Genomic DNA, 16,328 nt, shown 5'->3' with positions numbered 1-16,328 from the left:
ACCTGGGCGACCGTTGCCAGCGTAGTCATGCCAGGGAGGCCACGCCGTCGGCCATGGTCCGTGCGCCGGACTCGATGAGCGCCTCCAGGTCGGCGTCGGGGTCGTCGAGCCACTTCTCATATGCAGCGAGTGCGGCGCCCAGGCACAGCCAGCCGACGGTCTGCGGCAGGTGGTCGCCGACTCCCACGCCCAGTCGGGCGGCGCAGAACTCGGCGATGACCTGCCGCCAGTCGGCGTAGACGATCATCGAATGTGCCTGCAGTGCAGGCACGCCGAGCAGGAGTGACATGCGCCGGCGGTGATTGTCGAGTTCCTCGGCGGGTACCCGGTTGAACGAGACGAGCGCGTCGACGAGTGCTTGTGCGATGGGCGTCTCCGGCGGGGTTCCGGCGAGGAGCGCTCGGAGTCCGTCGAGGTGGTCGTCGAATTCGCCCCAGGGGATCTCGTTCTTCGACGAGTAGTAGCGGAACAGCGTGCGCCGGGCTATGCCGGCCGCCTCGGCGATGTCGTCGACGCTCGTGTCCTCGAAGCCCTGGATGGTGAAGAGATGAATCGCCAGTGCGCTGATCTGCGCGCGTGACGTGATCGGTCGCCGCCCCGGCGGCGTGCGTGCGGGCGGATCGTCGTGCGGCGTCGTCGTCATCGGAACCTCACCCTATGGGACCGGTGTCGTGTGGGGCGAGGCAACCGTTCACCTGGCCGTTCGGACAGTTGTCGCGCGTCCTCTGGATTTCTGCACCGAGTGCCACTATAGTCTGTCGTGATCCGCATCACTACCCGATCAACCAGGAGGTATGGATCATGGCAGATCAGTCCGCCGCGACAGCCCACGGCTCGAACGACACCGAGCTCCTCGCCGAGTCGCTCGTCGAAGAGGTCTCGATCGACGGGATGTGCGGGGTCTACTGATGTCAGCCCCGACATCGAATCCGATCTCCGGCGACCGTTCCGCGGTCGCCGGGGTCCGGTTCGACACCCCAGCCGACGCCCCGGGTTTCGACACGCTCGAGCCGTGGCAGCTCAATCCGAAGGTGGCGCTGCGGCCGGAACCGTTCGGCGCGCTGCTGTACCACTTCGGCACTCGCAAGCTGTCGTTCCTCAAGAACCTGACCGTCGTGGGCATCGTGAAATCCCTCGCCGACCACGACTCCGCAGAGGCCGCGCTCCTCGCCGCCGGGATCTCGCCGGCCCAGCGTCCCCTGTATCTGCAGGCGCTGACCGCGCTCGCCGACAGCGGCATGATCGTGCCGCGCCCCGCCTGACCCCGGCCACTCGGACGACCCCCGCACGACGATGTCGACCGGCAGCAGCCCCGTTCGATCCGCATCGGTGCGACCGGTGCCCGCCCCGACCGCCCGGCCTGGCGCCCCAGCCCTGAACTGCCAGCCCCGAACGCAAGGACCTCAACGATGACGACCATCGAGATGCCGCCCACCGCAGTCGAATTCGCGAATTCGCTTCGCGCACCCGCGCCGACAGCCGGCGAGGTGCCGAAAGTCGGTCGGCTCGTCGACCAGTTCGAGAAGGGCCTGGATGCGCCCATCTGCCTCACCTGGGAACTGACCTACGCGTGCAATCTCGCGTGTGTGCACTGCCTGTCGTCGTCGGGCAAGCGGGACCCGCGCGAGCTGTCCACCGAACAGTGCAAGGCGATCATCGACGAGCTGCAGCGCATGCAGGTCTTCTACGTCAACATCGGTGGCGGCGAACCGACGGTGCGTCCCGACTTCTGGGAACTCGTCGACTACGCGACCAGTCACCAGGTGGGAGTGAAGTTCTCGACCAACGGTCTGCGGATCGACAAGAAGGTGGCCGCGCGACTCGCGGCGTCGGACTACGTCGACGTCCAGATCTCGCTCGACGGTGCCACCGCGGAGGTCAACGACGCGGTCCGCGGTCCCGGTTCCTTCGACATGGCGGTCCGCGCGCTCGAGAACCTGTCCGAGGCCGGTTTCGCCGACGCCAAGATCAGCGTCGTCATGACACGGCAGAACGTCAGCCAGCTCGACGAGTTCAAGGCGCTGGCCGACCGCTACAACGCCACTCTGCGCATCACGCGACTGCGCCCGTCCGGCCGTGGCGCCGACGTGTGGGACGACCTGCACCCGCTGCCGCAGCAGCAGCGCGAACTCTACGACTGGCTTGTCGCACACGGTGATCGGGTGCTCACGGGCGATTCGTTCTTCCACCTGTCGGCGTTCGGCTCGGACTCCGGCGGAGGCCTGCCGGGACTCAACCTCTGTGGTGCGGGACGCGTGGTCTGCCTGATCGATCCGGTCGGCGACGTGTACGCGTGCCCGTTCGCGATCCACGAGAACTTCCTCGCCGGCAACATCCTCTCCGACGGCGGCTTCCAGGAGATCTGGCAGCGGTCGGATCTGTTCACCGAGTTGCGCGAGCCGCAGAATGCCGGGGCGTGCACGAAGTGCGCGCATTTCGACGCCTGCCGCGGCGGGTGCATGGCGGCGAAGTTCTTCACCGGGTTGCCGCTGGCCGGACCCGACCCGGAGTGCGTCCAGGGATACGGCGAAGAACTCCTCGCCGGAGACCGCATGAAACCGACTGCGAACAAGGACCATTCGCGTGGAACGCCGCTGACCCTGATGACCCGTCGTCCCGACGGTGACCTGACGCCGGTGGCCTCGCGCCCCACGAAGTCCTGTGACGAGAACCCGCTCGCCGGGTTCACCCCTGCCGCGCGGTAGTCCGCCCGCGGTACACCACGGGCGCGCCGTCCTCACCGATCGGCGCCCCGTCTCCATGAGTGCCGGGTAGGCGCTCATGCCAGATGAATGAGTAGGAAAGATCATGGTTGCCAACCCCTGGGCGAGAAACCCCTGGTTCGAGACCGTCACCGAGGCACAACGACGGGCCAAGAAGCGTCTGCCGAAGTCGGTGTACTTGTCACTGGTCGCCGGCACCCAGGCCGGCATCACCGTCGACGACAACGTCCGTGCCTTCTCCGAACTCGGCTGGGCACCGCACGTCGTCGGCGCACAGGCCGAGCGTGAGATGGCGACAACGGTCATGGGGCAGGAGATCTCGTTCCCGGTGATGATCTCGCCGACCGGTGTGCAGGCGGTCGACCCCGAGGGCGAGGTCGCGGTCTCCCGCGCCGCGGCCGCCCGGGGTACCGCGATGGGGTTGTCGAGCTTCGCGTCGCACTCGGTCGAGGAGGTGACCGCGGTCAACGACAAGGTCTTCTTCCAGATCTATTGGCTCGGCAGCCGGGACGACATCCTCGCCCGCGCGGAGCGCGCGAAGGCGGCAGGCGCCAAGGGCCTGATCGTCACGACCGACTGGGTGTTCAACGTCGGACGGGACTGGGGCAGCCCGGAGATCCCGGAGAAGGTGAACCTGAAGGCGTTGGTGCGTCTGGGGCCGGAGATCGCGGTGAAGCCGCGCTATGCACTCGACTGGGTCAAGGGCGGCAAGATCAACATCCCCGATCTGTCCGCGCCCAACCTCACGCCGCAGGGTGTGCCGGGGCCGACCTTCTTCGGGGCGTACGGGTCCTGGATGAACACCCCGCCCCCCACGTGGGAAGACCTGCAGTGGCTGCGCGAGCAGTGGGATGGGCCGTTCATGGTCAAGGGCATCACCCGCCTCGACGACGCCAAGCGCGCCGTGGACATCGGTGCGACGGCGCTGTCGGTCTCCAACCACGGCGGCAACAACCTCGACGGCACCCCGGCCACGATCCGTCTTCTGCCCGACATCGCGGCAGCGGTGGGCAACGACATCGAGGTCCTACTCGACGGCGGCATCCGGCGCGGCAGTGACGTCGCGAAGGCGCTGGCGCTCGGCGCCCGCGCGGTCATGATCGGCCGTGCCTACCTCTGGGGTCTCGCGGCCAACGGCCAGGCCGGTGTCGAGAACGTGCTCGATCTCCTGCGCATGGGACTCGACGGCGTACTGATGGGGCTGGGACACAAGAGCGTGCACGAGCTCTCGGCCGGCGATCTCGTCATCCCGGACGGGTTCAAGCGGTCGTTCGGCGACGCCTGACCCGTGCTCTGCGCGGCCGAGATCGTGCCGGTGAGAACGCTGGGGAACCATAACTAGAACGTGTTACAGTTCTGCCATGGGACAGTTCGACGGCAAGGTCGTCTACATCACCGGCATCGCCCGAGGTCAAGGTCGCAATCATGCGATCCGGTTCGCCCGCGAGGGGGCTGTGATCGTCGGCCTGGACATCGCGGGTCCGATCATCGATCACGCGACCTACCCCGCGGCCACCGCCGACGACCTCGCCGAGACAGTCCGTCTCGTCGAGGGCGTCGGCGGCAAGATCATTGCGCGGCAAGGTGACACGCGTGATCTCGCGTTCCAGCAGCAGCTCGTGGCCGACGCCGTCGAGCAGTTCGGTCGTCTCGACCACGTGGTCGCCAACGCCGGTGTGCTGACGTGGGGCAAGGTGTGGGAGCTCACCGAGGAACAGTTCACCGACGTCATCGACATCAACCTCGTCGGTGCGTGGAAGACGTTGAGGGCCACCATCCCGGCGATGCTCGAGGCGGGCAACGGGGGATCGATCACCGTCATCAGCTCGGTTGCCGGCCTCAAGGCGATGCCGCTGCAGGCGTCGTACTCGGCGTCGAAGTACGGACTCGTCGGACTGACGCAGACGACGGCCAAAGAGCTCGGGCACCATCGCATCCGGGTGAACAGCGTGCATCCCTACGCGGTGGACACCCCGATGGGCGTGGCCGACACCGAGGCCCACCGGATCTTCGGGATCCCCTGGGTCAACCCGCATTTCACGTCGATCCTCGACTACCACCCGGTCGCCGCCCTCGACGAGATCTCCGACGCGGTGCTCTACCTGGCCTCCGACAGCGCCAAGGGCATCACCGCTGCCGAGTTCCAGATCGACATGGGGCACTCGAAGGTCTGACGCGCGCGGCCGCCGGTTGCTCACTTGGTGCGCGCGAAGCGAGCCACGAAGCGGCTTCCGAGTGTGCCTCGCGAAGCCCTTCGTGGCTCGTCGCTTGCGCTCCTCGCACCTCAGGGGGCAGGGGTGGGTCGCTTGCACTCCTCGCACCTCAGGGGGCGGGGGTGGGTCGCTTGCGCTCCCGGCTCCCCCGGGGAGCAGACGTGTCAGTCGGCCCAGAGCGTCGACGGGTCGGTCGCCTCGGTGGTCGGGCCCGCCGGAGTCTCCGGCTTGGTGCGCGAGAAGCGCGGAGCCACCTGGGCCTGGGTCACGCCGTCGATGTCGACGAGGTTGGCACGCGCGGCCATGTGGGCGTCGGCGGGCGCCTCGGCGAAGGTGAGGACCGGCGACGTGCAGGCGTCGGTTCCCTCGAAGACCGCGGCCCAGTCGTCGCGGGTGCGGGACTTGAAGGTCTCGGCGAAGACCTCCTTCAGCTTGGGCCACTGGGCGATGTCGTTCTGCTCGGGCAGGTCGGCGTCGGCGAGTTCGAGCCCCTTGAGGAGTTCGGCGTAGAACTGCGGCTCGATCGCGCCGACCGCCATGTACTTGCCGTCGGAGGTCTCGTAGACCTCGTAGTACGGGGCGCCGGTGTCGAGGAGGTTCACGCCGCGGGTGTCGCTCCACAGGCCGGTACCGCGGAACGCCCAGATCATCTGTCCGAGAACGGAAGCGCCGTCGACCATGGCGGCGTCGACCACCTGTCCGCGGCCGGAGATCCCGCGCTCGAGCAGCGCCGCGAGCACGCCGACGACGAGGAACATCGACCCGCCGCCGAAGTCGCCGGCCAGGTTGAGCGGCGGCACCGGGCGATCGTCTGCGCGTCCGATGGCGTGCAGCATTCCGGTCAGCGAGATGTAGTTGATGTCGTGCCCGGCCAGCTCCGCGCGCGGCCCGTCCTGACCCCAGCCGGTCATGCGTCCGTAGACCAGTCCCGGGTTCACCTTCTCCAGATCATCGGGTCCGAGCCCGAGCCGCTCCATCACACCGGGGCGGAAACCCTCGACGATCACATCGGCCTTGGCGACGAGGCCGAGGATGGTCTCCCGGTCGTTCTCGTCCTTGAGGTTCGCCTCGACGACGCGTCGGCCACGAAGGAGGGCATCGGCGTTGCGGCCCGGCTTGGGCAGCGAACCGGGCCGCTGGACGCGCACGACGTCGGCGCCGAGATCGGCCAGCAGCATGGCGGCGTGCGGGCCGGGCCCGATGCCGGCGAACTCGATGACCCGGATCGAACTCAGTGGGCCGGCCTTGCCGCTGTTGCGTGGTGTGGCACTGCTCATGGGGTGTCGTCCTCCCGATCGTTGTACTGCGCACTGTGTCAGGTGTCACTGGATGCACCAAGCATTCCATAACCGATCGAACGCTCGTCAGAGTGGTCCTGGGCGGGATCCGGGCGCGTTTTTCGCTTCGTTTTTCGGGCGAGGCCGACATACGCGCAAGCACCATCGCTAGCATTGGTCGAATGACAGGGCCATCGATGTTGGGGCAGTGCAACTGGCCAGACCTCGATGGGCAGGTGGTCACCCTGCTGGTGCCCCTCGGCTCGGTCGAGCAACACGGTCCGCACCTACCGCTCGACACCGACACGCGCATCGCGGCTGCCATCGCGGACCGCGTGTGCGGACGATCGGACCATCTGGGACTCCTGCGGGCCCCGGACCTCAACTACGGCGCCAGCGGCGAGCACGAGGGCTTCGCCGGCACCATCTCCATCGGGCACGAGGCGCTGCGCGGGCTCCTCGTCGAATACGGCCGCAGTGCGTGCCGCTGGGCGGCGCGTGTGGTGTTCGTCAACGGGCACGGCGGAAACACCCGGACCCTGATCGAGGCGGTGACCCGTCTGCGGTACGAAGGCCGGGACGTCGCCTGGTTCCCGTGCGCCTTCGACGGCGCCGATGCGCACGCAGGTTTCACCGAAACTTCTGTGCTGCTGCATGTCTCGCCGTCGGTTGTCGATCCCGACCGCGCTGTCGCGGGCAATCGGGAGCCGGTGGGCGCGCTGCTGGGTGCGATGCGGTCCGGTGGTGTCGCCGCCGTGAGTCCCAACGGCGTCCTCGGTGACCCGGGGGGCGCGAACCCCGACGACGGTGCGCGGCTGGTCGGCGACGTCACCGAACGTCTGTCGGCCGCCCTCGAGTCGTGGCAGGTCGACGATCAGGGGCGTCTGGGATGACCGCCCTCGACGACTCGGCTCCACGTCGGTGGGCCGAGAACCAGGACGCGGGCGCCGACGGCCCGGCCCCCGGCGACGACTCCGGCGCCGCCGACCGCGAGAGCGATGCGGTCGCGGACGCCCCGGCGGTGACGCACACCGGTCTGCCCGACGGGTTCCAGGTGCAGATCGACCTCCGGTGCGCGAAGGCCGGTGACTTCCGCTACCTGGTCGGCGGATCGCCGACCCGACTGCTGCGCATGTCCGACACCGCACTCGGAATGACCTCCGAGGACGGACGAATCGAAGTGTGCGACAACGTGACCCGGCGTCTGGCGCGCGCCCTGCTGGACGCGGGGATCGCCAACCCCCGGCCGATGTTCGGCCCGCAGCCCGAGGACGTGACCGTCGTCATCCCGGTGCGGGACAATCAGAGTGGGGTCGACCGCCTCCTCGAGGCCCTCGATGGGCTGGCGGTCATCGTCGTCGACGACGGCTCCATGACACCCATCGAGGTGGACCGGCCGACCGCCCGGGTCCTACGCTTCGACGACAATCGTGGCCCGTCCGCGGCGCGCAACGCTGGCGCGGCGGCGGCGACAACCGACTTCGTGGCGTTCCTCGACTCCGACGTCGTGCCCGACCCGGACTGGCTCACGATCCTGCTCACGCACTTCTCCGATCCGACCGTGGGTCTCGTCGCGCCGCGGATCGTCGGACTGCAGTCCGAGGCGATGACGGCATCGCTGGCCGAGCGATACGAAAACGGCTGGTCGTCGCTGGACATGGGGCCAGAGGAGTCCGCGGTGGCGCCGTCGACCAGGACTCCGTATGTGCCCAGTGCCGCGATGGTCGTGCGGCGCAGCGCTTTCTGCGGATTCGACGAGTCATTGCGCGTCGCCGAGGACGTCGACGCCTGCTGGCGGATGCATGCCGACGGGTGGCGGATTCGGTACGACCCGGTGGCACGTGTGGCCCACGAGCACCGCACCGACCTGCGCTCGGTGCTGTCGCGCCGGTGCTTCTACGGCACCGGTGCGGCGCACCTTGCCTCCCGGCACGGTGACCGCGCGGCGCCGATGAAGATGTCGGTCCCGATGGCCGCCGCGGTCGTCGCGCTGCTGTCCCGGACCCGCTTCGGTGCCGCGCTGGCGATGATCATCCTCACCCACCTCGCGGTCCGGATGCGGCGCCGGCTCGGTGACCTGCCCTCGGCGCCGCTGGTGTCCGCGCAGATGACCGGACGGGCGGCCGGGTTCGGGTTGCTGCAGGCCGCCGATGCGATCTGCCGTCACTACTGGCCGCTGGCGTTGGTGCTCGCCCTGGTGTCGAAGCGATTCCGCGTCCTCGCCGTGCAGGTGGCGATCGTGGAGGGGGTGGTGTCCTGGGTCCGGGACCTGCTCGCCGATCCGACCAGTCCGCCCACGCTCGGCCCGCTGCGGTACATCCTCATGCACCGGCTCGACGACCTCGCCTACGGTGCCGGCCTCTGGCAGGGAGTCATCGCCCACCGAGACCCGGAAGCGTTGCGCCCGGTCATCTCTCGATGACAGCGGCCGAACGGCCGATCACCGCCGACGTCGTCATCGTCGGTGCCGGTAGCGCCGGATGCGTGCTCGCCGAGAGGCTCTCCCGTGAGCCCGGTCGCACGGTCGCCCTCCTGGAACGTGGGCCCGCGGGGCTGCCCACGCCGGCGGATCTGGACCTGCGGCGACTACCGATCGACGACGCCGCGCCGCATGCGGTCCGCCACGACACCGACCTCGGGGTGTCCGCGGCCCGGGGGTCGGCGCTCGGCGGCTCGTCGGCGGTGAACGGCGGCTACTTTCTGAGGTGGCATCGAGACGACTTCGGCTCCTGGCCGGCCGGATGGGAGCCCGACGCCATCGCCGGCGCCTACGACGAACTGGACGCCCCGACGGGCACCATGGGTGTCGGACCCGTGCCCGACAGCGAACTCGGGGACGCCGGAAGCGCTTTCGAACGTTACTGGTCGGTGCGGGCGCCGGTGCGTCCGATCGCGCAGCGGTGGCCGATGGTGGGCCTGAACCGGGTGCTCACCAACCGGAGCGGACTCGCGCGCCGCTCGGCCGCGGACGCCTATCTCGTCCCCGCTCTGTCCCGCCCCAACCTGCGGGTGGTGACCGGATGTGCGGTCGACCGTCTGGTCGCGGTCCGGGGCGCGACGGTGACGGGAGTGCGTGCGGGACCGCTGGAGGTGAGCGCAGGGGAGGTGATCCTCGCTGCGGGCACGCTCGGGACCGCGGGAATCCTGCTCCGATCGGAACTCGGGGACCTGCCGTGGCCGGACGCGGCCGGCCGCTCGGATGTGCGGTCGCTGACCGCCGGGGAACATCGGGGTCTGGCGGTGTCGTACTCGAGACGATCGCCGGCGGATGCGGGCATGGTCCTGCCGACGGTGCTGCACACCGACGAAGGCCTCGAGATACGCTGCTACCGAGATGATTTCGCCACCTACATCCGCGGGCTTCCCGCGGGTGGGCCGATTGTCGAGGTGACCGCGATGCGGCACTCGCCGGTACGTCTCGTCGCGGAGCGCGCCGGGGTGCGGATGGCGTTCGACGAACCCGACCCGGACACGGCCACGGCACTGAGGGCCGGAGCCGCCGGGGTCGTGAAGATGCTGCAGGCGCCCGAGTTCGCCGACATCGTCGTACCGGGGAGCGTGCGGATCGCCGATCGGGCCGGGTTCTCCCAGCACGCCTGGGGGACCATGCCGATGGGGGACCGGACCGATTGGCTGGGTGGCGTCTTCGGGGTCCGTGGACTGCGGATCGTCGACGGGTCCATCCTGCCGAGCAGCGGTCGCAGTGGTCCGCACGCGACGATCATGATGATGGCGTGCCGGATCGGCGGCGTGCTCGCGCAACGGTGAGTCGACGAGGCCGAACGCTCGCGGTCCGGTCCCATCCTTATCTACGCTGAGAACATGTCTGCCCCCACGCTGTCCGATCCCGCCGTCCGCGCTTTTCTCACCGACGGCACCAAGACCGGGCACCTCGGATACACCGCCGCCGACGGACGACCGCTCGTCGTTCCGGTGTGGTTCGTGCTCGACGGTGACCGGATCGCCTTCAACACCGGTGCCACCACCGCCAAAGGCCGCGCGCTGCTTCGTGATCCACGGGTCGTGATGTCGATCGACCTGCCCGAGCCGCCCTACGGCTTCGTGCAGGTGCAGGGCCTGGCGCGTATCACCGAGGACCTGGACGAAGTGCGTCGCATCGCGTCGCTGTGCGGGGCCCGGTACATGGGCGCCGAGCGGGCCGAGGAGTTCGGGGCGCGCAACGGCGTGCCCGGCGAGCTGGGCATCTGGATCGAGCCGAGCAAGGTCATCGCGAGCCTCGATGTCACCGCGTGAGCGCTCGCCCGCGTTCCTGACGCCGACGCTGTCCAAACAGTGCTGGGGGTTCATGATCGGGTCGGCGCTGTTCGCGCTGGGCTCGGCTCCCGGGCTGGCGCACGTGGTGGGTGCCGGGTTCGCCAACGGCTGTTACTTCGTCGGCGCGTGGTTCTTCACCGGGGCCGGGTTCATCCAGCTGGTTCGCAGCGGAACCGTGGCCGAGCTGCAGTCCTCGGCGCCGGGGTCGGTGATCCGTGCCGAATGGCTGAGCGCGGCAACGCAGTCGGTCGGCACTATTCTCTTCAACGTGTCGACCACGGGAGCACTCCTCGCACACACGATCTGGGGAGACCGGCACCTCGTCTGGACCCCCGACGCCGGCGGTTCGGTCGCCTTCCTCATCAGCGGTGCGGTCGCCTTCGTCGGGTACTCCCGCGCCACGGGGCGTCGATGGGATGTCCGCGACCGCGACTGGTGGTCGGTGCTGATCAACTGGATCGGGTGCGTGGCCTTCGGGGTGTCGGCAGTCGGGGCGTTCGTGACCAAGGGCGGCGTCACCGCCGACGCCGTGGCGGCCACGGCCGGCACGTTCGTCGGTGCGATCTGCTTCTTCCTCGCGTCGCTCGTCGTACTCCCGAAGCGGCACAACGTCTCCCGCTGAGTGCGTCAGCCCGGGTTCAGTCCGGCTGCGGCGCGTCGGCGTCCGCACGTTCGTCGACGGCGCTCTGGTGGGCAGAGAGCTCCCGGTCCAGTGCCGTGTCGAGAGCGCGGTCGAGGGCGGCGTGCGCGTTCTCGGTCCCGACGCGCCGCATCACGCCCAGCAGGTTCACCGCCCAGGCCACGTCGTCGTCGTTCTCGGGCAGCCAGCCCGGGCCCTTGCGCCGGTCGACCTCGTCGTGAGCGGCCGCGAGCAGGATCTCGGCCGCCTCGTTGATCTTGCCGGTGAACCGTTCGTGGACGTCGGCGAGGGTGGAGATCTGCATGCCCCGTCGTACGAGCCTGGCCAGGTTCCCGATGATGCGCTGATCGACGGCCTCGTACACCCCGTCGCGCGCGGTCTCGGCGATCACCCCGGCGCTCACCAGCGCGGCGACCTCCGCGTCGTCCAGCAGGCCGAACCGATCGTCGAGCTCGGCGCGGGTGATCTCCGGACGCGACGTACTCGACCAGTGCTCGTCAAGGATCTCGTTGAGTTCCAACGCATCCCCGATGCGAGCACCCGGATTGGTCATGAACGTGGCGATGTGTTTGAGCGTGAACCCGCTGCCGAGCAGCTTGTTGATGGCCCGCAGATTGCGAAGGTGCTTCTCGGTGTAGATGGCGACGCGTCCGCGGCGGAGCGGCTGGGGGAGCAGCCCCCGTTCCTGGTAGCCACGGATGTTCCGGGTCGTGGTGCCGGACACGCGCGCCAGGTCGTCGATCCGGTACTCTGTCATCCCCTCACTGTAACGCTGCGGCGGCCGGAGTCCGAGCCCCCTCGTGGACGAGGATCCGGTAGTCGCGCAACTCGACGCGGCGCAGCTGGCCGACATACTGCGAGGCGAACCCCGGGTACATCGTCGCGTTGAACCCGTCCTCCGTCAGGTACCAGCTCTGGCAGCCCGAATTCCACGTCGTCGAGGTCAGCCGGCGCTGGATGTCCCGGTTGTATCGGTCCTGCGCCTCGGCGCGGACGTCGAGCGCCTTCCACCCGTTGTCGAGCAGTTGGGCGACGGCCCCGGTGATGTAGTCGATCTGTGCCTCCATGTAGACCAGTGCCGAGCTGTGGCCGGGACCGGAGTTGGGACCGAACGTGAAGAACAGGTTGGGGTAGCCGGACACGGCGACGCTGCGGTAGGCGAACGCGCCTCGCTCCCACTCCGATGCCAGCTCCCGCCCGTCGAGACCGGTGATCGGGATCGGCGTCCCGGTCTTGGAAACGTCGAACCCGGTCGCGAACACGATGCAATCGAACTGATGCTCAACACCTTCCACGGTGCGGATGCCGCGTTCGGCGAACCGGGCGATCGGCCAGGTGACCAACTTGCAGTTGGGTCGCTGTAGGGCCGGGTAGTAGTCGCTGGTCATGAGCAGTCGCTTGCATCCCGCGGCGAAGTCCGGAGTGAGTTGCCTGCGCAGCCACGGGTCGTCGACCTGGGACCGCAGGTGCAGTTTGCTCACCGCCTCGACGACGCGGGTCAGGGGCGTGTTCCAGACGACGCCCAGTGCCACCGTCTCGTGACCCCAGAACCAGAGCGAACGCGCGAGACGCTGGGTGCCCGGTATCGAGCGATAGAGCCGTTTGGTGGCCTCGCGGGTCCGGGCGTCGGCACGGGGCAGGACCCAGCCCGGCGTGCGCTGGAAGACCTTCACCGAGGCGGCCCGGTCCACCAGCTCCGGAACGATCTGCACCGCGCTGGCCCCGGTGCCCACGACAGCGACCTTCTTCCCGGTGAAGTCATAGTCGTGATCCCAACGCGCGCTGTGGATCTTGTGGCCCGCGTAGTCCTCGATGCCGGGGATGTCGGGGAACGAGACGTTCGCGAGCGGCCCGGAGGCGAGGACGACGGCGCGTGCCCGTACCGGCTCGCGTCCCTCGGCGAAGGTGACGGTCCACAGACCTTCCTCGGCGGAGTACTCCAGCCCCGACACCGTGTGGCCGAACCGGATGTGGCGGCCGATCCCGGAGTCGTCGACCATCGAGCGGATGTAGTCGAGGATCTCGGCACTCCGCGAGTAGGTGTGTGACCACTCCGGATTGGGGGCGAAGCTGTAGGAGTACAGGCGCGACGGGATGTCGCACGCGGCCCCCGGGTAGGTGTTGTCGCGCCAGGTACCGCCGACCCGGTCGTCGCGTTCGAAGATCGCGAAGTCGTCGATCCCGCGATCCCGGAGGCGGATTCCCGCGCCGATGCCGGCGAAACCGGCGCCGATGACGGCCACCGAGGTGTGCATCGCCATCCCCTCAGGCCGTCGGCTCATAGGTCAGTTCCTGCGACCACGTCGGTGTTCGGTGGACCAGGCCGAACGGGATGCGGTCGGTCAGCTTCACCATCGAGTCGGCGAACAGGTGGTAGGGCACATTTCGCCGGTTGATCACCGCCGCGCCGTGGTACGCGACCACCTGGAACATGGGCAGACGCCGCACGTATTCACTTCGATCGCCCACTGCCCGATAGCGCTTCATCGCGCTGTAGAGCCGTTCCTCGTCGACCCCCATCGCGACGATGTTGTCGCGCATCTTGTTCAGCAGCGGTACGTAGCTGAGTGCGCCGATCAGGAACGTCGGCTTCACCCATCCGCCGACGAAGTCGATCGTCCGCTTGCGCAGCCCCGCATGCCCGAGGATCTCCATGACCTCGAAGTCGACTGCCAGGTGGCGGGATTCGTCAGAGTTGATCCGCTTGAACACCTCCTGGGCCACCGGGTCCTTGACCTCGTCGGTGATGAACTTGATGAGGGCACCGTCGAGCGCGACCTCGAGCATCGGGATCACGGTTCCCAGGAAGGACAGGGACATGTCGTCGGAGTGCCGGTCGAGCCAGTTGATCACCAACTGCACGTTCACATTCGGCGACGGGATCTCGTCACCGTCCAGCATCCCCCACCGCCGCATCAGTGCCAGTTCGGCATTGGCGTGTTTCTGCTCCTCGGCGTGGAAATGCTCGTAGATGCTCTTGAGTGTCGGGGTCGGCGCCTTCTTCGCCATCGCCGCGAAGCCCCGCGCACCGACGTTCTCGATCCACATGAGGTCACTCATGAAGGGTTTGAGCTTGGCGTGCAGGTCCGGTTCGATGAGTTCGGCCCCCGGTGCATCCCAGTCGATGTCGGCCAGAGCCCATTGACGGTCCTTGATCTTCTGCAGCATGTTGTCGAGGTCGATGGCCATGACAAGTCCTTTCGAGTGGTCGTTCGGCTGAGGTCTGACGCGTCAGGACGACGGCAGGAGACGGTTGAGGAGTCCGAGCCCGCGGACGTAGGACGCGGGGAAGTGTCGTTTGAGATGCCAGATGACCCGGGCATCCAGCTGAGGCAGGACGTACAGTCGGCCGAGATCGTGGGCATCGAGTGTCGACGCGGCCACCCCGGCCGCCGACACCCCGGTCCAGCGCATCAGCGCCCCTGCGAGATCCTGTGCGTCAGAGGTGATCCGGCCGTCCCGCGCCACGTTGGTCTTCACGAAGGTCGGGCACAACACCGTCACACCGACGCCGGAGTGTGCCAGTTCCGCCGCGAGCGTCTCGCTCAACGAGACCACGCCTGCCTTCGACACGTTGTAGGGCGCCATCACGGGCGCTGCGGCGAAACCCGCCGCCGACGCGACGTTGATGATCCCGCCGCGGCCTGCCGCGCGCAGCAGGGGTGCGAAGAGTTCGCATCCGTACACGACGCCCCAGAGGTTGATCCCGAGAGCCCAGTCCCAGTCGTCGAACCCGATGTCGCCGACCGGGCGGCCGCCGATGCCGACCCCCGCGTTGTTGATGACGAGTGTCGGCGGACCGTCGAAGGTGTCACGGGTGAACGCCACCAGTGAGGCCATCGCATTCCGGTCCGCGACGTCGCAGCCGAAGGCGTGGGCCACGCGGCCGGTCCGGCTGGTGACGAGGGACGCGGTCTCGTCGGCGCTTCTCTCGTCGATGTCGGCGCAGATGACCTCGCCTCCGCGCCGGCCGAGTTCGAGTGCGAACGCGCGACCGATGCCGCTCCCGGCGCCGGTCACGACAGCTCTGGCGTTCTGCGACAACGGGTTCCGGACGAATCGGTGCCGGATGCCGTCGACTGCGGTGATCATGACGCGTCCGACACGATGCGCACAGCCGAGGTGGCCGGCGCCGGTGCGTGCCGGTCCGCCGCTCGGTCGGTCAGGAACTCGCCGACCCGCCGCAGCGCGGCGTCGGCCTCGGGGCCCAGGCGAGGGAGGGCCTGGAAGACGTGCATCATGCCCGGCCAGATCTCCAGCCGGCTGTCACCGCCGTGCGCGCGGAGTTCGTCGTGCAGGTGGCGCGCGTCGGCGCTGAGCATCTCGGCACCACCGGTCTGGACGAGAAACGGCGGAAGGTGTCGCGCCGGTGTGAAGTCGAGCGAGAGTCGTGGGTCGTCGGCGGCCGCGTCACGGGCGTAGAGGCCCACCAGGCGCGCCGCTGCCGCCGCGGTGATCGCCGGGTCCCGCCGGATACGCTCCTGATCGCGCGCCAGGCCGAAGGTGAGGTCGATGAGCGGAGAGAACAGGATGACCGCCGAGGGTTGCTCGACGTCGGCGACCGCCCGCCGGAGGGTCAGATCACAGGCCAGGTGTCCACCCGCGGAGTCGCCGGCGACGACGATGTCCCCGGGTGCGAAGCCCTGTCGGAGCAGCCAGTCGAATCCGTCGGCGACGTCGTCGGCGGCCGCGGGAAAGCGGTGCTCGGGTGCCAGTCGGTAGTCGACGACGAACACCGGCAGATCGGTGGCCAGCGACAGCCGCGCGGCGAGAGAGCGGTGCGTGCGTGCCGAACAGATCGTGAACGCGCTGCCGTGGATGTAGTAGATCGCGGCTCGCCCGCGTCGGACTCCCGGACCAAGGACCCATTCCCCGGAGATCCCGTTCTCCTCGACGTTCAGCACGGTCGTCCCGGACGGGGTACGCCCGAGCGTGCGCATGATCGCGGCGATGAGTCCACGCGAGAGGCGGATACCCAGTGGGTTCAGCGGGATCACCCCGGTGAACGTGCCCAGACCCCACCTCGTCGCGTGGGCGGTGAGCGTTGCCCGCGTGGAGGCCTCGCTCGGCAACGGGGTGGGCGTCGACGTGGTGTGCATCAACTCACACCATCAGCAACTGTGCCATTTGTCAATGGCATGGTTGCTGCGGTGACGAGGTGGTGCCCGGTCGACATCACACGGACACCGACAAAAGACCG

17 protein-coding genes are annotated in these 16,328 nt (G+C 68.6%); 10 read left to right on the top strand and 7 right to left on the bottom strand.

Features of this window, described 5'->3' with window-relative positions:
* Nucleotides 1–25: 25 nt before the first annotated feature.
* The gene (mftR, locus tag AC3B6C_RS01135) at nucleotides 26–643 is read right to left on the bottom strand and encodes a mycofactocin system transcriptional regulator MftR (RefSeq protein WP_014927873.1); all 618 of its coding nucleotides are present in this window, start codon (nucleotides 641–643) and stop codon (nucleotides 26–28) included.
* A gap of 158 nt (nucleotides 644–801) precedes the next feature.
* Here mftR and mftA point away from each other — a divergent pair, with 158 nt between their 5' ends.
* The 5 genes from mftA (at nucleotide 802) to AC3B6C_RS01110 (ending at nucleotide 4,897) form a co-directional block, all read left to right on the top strand.
* Complete coding sequence (gene mftA, locus AC3B6C_RS01130; protein ID WP_010842291.1) at nucleotides 802–909, top strand: mycofactocin precursor MftA; 108 nt, start codon at nucleotides 802–804, stop codon at nucleotides 907–909.
* A complete protein-coding gene (gene mftB, locus AC3B6C_RS01125) occupies nucleotides 909–1,262 on the top strand; it encodes a mycofactocin biosynthesis chaperone MftB (RefSeq protein ID WP_010842290.1) in 354 nt (117 codons plus the stop codon). The genes mftA and mftB overlap by 1 nt, the downstream gene beginning before the upstream one ends.
* A 147-nt stretch (nucleotides 1,263–1,409) precedes the next feature.
* Nucleotides 1,410–2,705 (top strand): mycofactocin radical SAM maturase, encoded by a 1,296-nt coding sequence (mftC, locus tag AC3B6C_RS01120; protein WP_010842289.1) that lies wholly within the window; start codon nucleotides 1,410–1,412, stop codon nucleotides 2,703–2,705.
* A gap of 103 nt (nucleotides 2,706–2,808) precedes the next feature.
* A complete protein-coding gene (mftD, locus tag AC3B6C_RS01115; RefSeq protein WP_010842288.1) occupies nucleotides 2,809–4,008 on the top strand; it encodes a pre-mycofactocin synthase MftD in 1,200 nt (399 codons plus the stop codon).
* Between the two features lie 76 nt (nucleotides 4,009–4,084).
* Nucleotides 4,085–4,897, top strand: a complete 813-nt coding sequence (locus AC3B6C_RS01110; RefSeq protein ID WP_010842287.1) for a mycofactocin-coupled SDR family oxidoreductase — start codon at nucleotides 4,085–4,087, stop codon at nucleotides 4,895–4,897.
* 203 nt (nucleotides 4,898–5,100) lie between these two features.
* Here the strand turns inward: AC3B6C_RS01110 and AC3B6C_RS01105 are convergent, their stop codons facing one another.
* Entirely contained in the window at nucleotides 5,101–6,213 is a 1,113-nt protein-coding gene (locus tag AC3B6C_RS01105; RefSeq protein ID WP_010842286.1) for a CaiB/BaiF CoA transferase family protein, read from the bottom strand.
* A gap of 197 nt (nucleotides 6,214–6,410) precedes the next feature.
* Here AC3B6C_RS01105 and mftE point away from each other — a divergent pair, with 197 nt between their 5' ends.
* From mftE to AC3B6C_RS01080, 5 genes are read left to right on the top strand one after another with little or no spacing between them, the layout of a single operon-like run.
* Nucleotides 6,411–7,106 (top strand): mycofactocin biosynthesis peptidyl-dipeptidase MftE, encoded by a 696-nt coding sequence (gene mftE / locus AC3B6C_RS01100; protein WP_488376198.1) that lies wholly within the window; start codon nucleotides 6,411–6,413, stop codon nucleotides 7,104–7,106.
* The gene (gene mftF, locus AC3B6C_RS01095; RefSeq protein WP_488374618.1) at nucleotides 7,103–8,635 is read left to right on the top strand and encodes a mycofactocin biosynthesis glycosyltransferase MftF; all 1,533 of its coding nucleotides are present in this window, start codon (nucleotides 7,103–7,105) and stop codon (nucleotides 8,633–8,635) included. The genes mftE and mftF overlap by 4 nt, the downstream gene beginning before the upstream one ends.
* Nucleotides 8,632–9,981 carry a mycofactocin system GMC family oxidoreductase MftG gene (gene mftG / locus AC3B6C_RS01090; RefSeq protein WP_488374617.1) on the top strand — a complete coding sequence of 450 codons (1,350 nt, stop codon included), beginning with the start codon at nucleotides 8,632–8,634 and terminating at the stop codon, nucleotides 9,979–9,981. The genes mftF and mftG overlap by 4 nt, the downstream gene beginning before the upstream one ends.
* 54 nt (nucleotides 9,982–10,035) lie before the next feature.
* Nucleotides 10,036–10,467, top strand: coding sequence for a PPOX class F420-dependent oxidoreductase (locus tag AC3B6C_RS01085; RefSeq protein ID WP_488374616.1), 432 nt, complete (start codon nucleotides 10,036–10,038; stop codon nucleotides 10,465–10,467).
* Entirely contained in the window at nucleotides 10,454–11,110 is a 657-nt protein-coding gene (locus AC3B6C_RS01080) for a hypothetical protein (RefSeq protein ID WP_488374615.1), read from the top strand. The genes AC3B6C_RS01085 and AC3B6C_RS01080 overlap by 14 nt, the downstream gene beginning before the upstream one ends.
* A gap of 16 nt (nucleotides 11,111–11,126) precedes the next feature.
* Here AC3B6C_RS01080 and AC3B6C_RS01075 read toward each other — a convergent pair whose 3' ends face one another.
* Genes AC3B6C_RS01075 through AC3B6C_RS01055 form a run of 5 tightly spaced genes read right to left on the bottom strand, consistent with a single transcriptional unit; the run spans nucleotide 11,127 to nucleotide 16,227 of the window.
* On the bottom strand, nucleotides 11,127–11,885 hold the full coding sequence (locus tag AC3B6C_RS01075; protein WP_488374614.1) for a MerR family transcriptional regulator: 759 nt from the start codon (nucleotides 11,883–11,885) through the stop codon (nucleotides 11,127–11,129).
* 4 nt (nucleotides 11,886–11,889) lie between these two features.
* Nucleotides 11,890–13,383: a flavin-containing monooxygenase gene (locus AC3B6C_RS01070; RefSeq protein WP_488376197.1), complete on the bottom strand. Its 1,494-nt coding sequence runs from the start codon at nucleotides 13,381–13,383 to the stop codon at nucleotides 11,890–11,892.
* Nucleotides 13,384–13,393: 10 nt separating this feature from the next.
* Nucleotides 13,394–14,317 carry a hypothetical protein gene (locus AC3B6C_RS01065; RefSeq protein ID WP_014927862.1) on the bottom strand — a complete coding sequence of 308 codons (924 nt, stop codon included), beginning with the start codon at nucleotides 14,315–14,317 and terminating at the stop codon, nucleotides 13,394–13,396.
* A 42-nt stretch (nucleotides 14,318–14,359) separates the two neighbouring features.
* The gene (locus tag AC3B6C_RS01060; protein WP_488374613.1) at nucleotides 14,360–15,220 is read right to left on the bottom strand and encodes an SDR family NAD(P)-dependent oxidoreductase; all 861 of its coding nucleotides are present in this window, start codon (nucleotides 15,218–15,220) and stop codon (nucleotides 14,360–14,362) included.
* Nucleotides 15,217–16,227: an alpha/beta hydrolase gene (locus AC3B6C_RS01055; RefSeq protein ID WP_488374612.1), complete on the bottom strand. Its 1,011-nt coding sequence runs from the start codon at nucleotides 16,225–16,227 to the stop codon at nucleotides 15,217–15,219. The genes AC3B6C_RS01060 and AC3B6C_RS01055 overlap by 4 nt, the downstream gene beginning before the upstream one ends.
* Between the last annotated feature and the right edge of the window lie 101 nt (nucleotides 16,228–16,328).

Source organism: Gordonia sp. 11cp (genome assembly GCF_057767225.1).
This window is presented reverse-complemented; position numbering and strand designations above follow the sequence as displayed.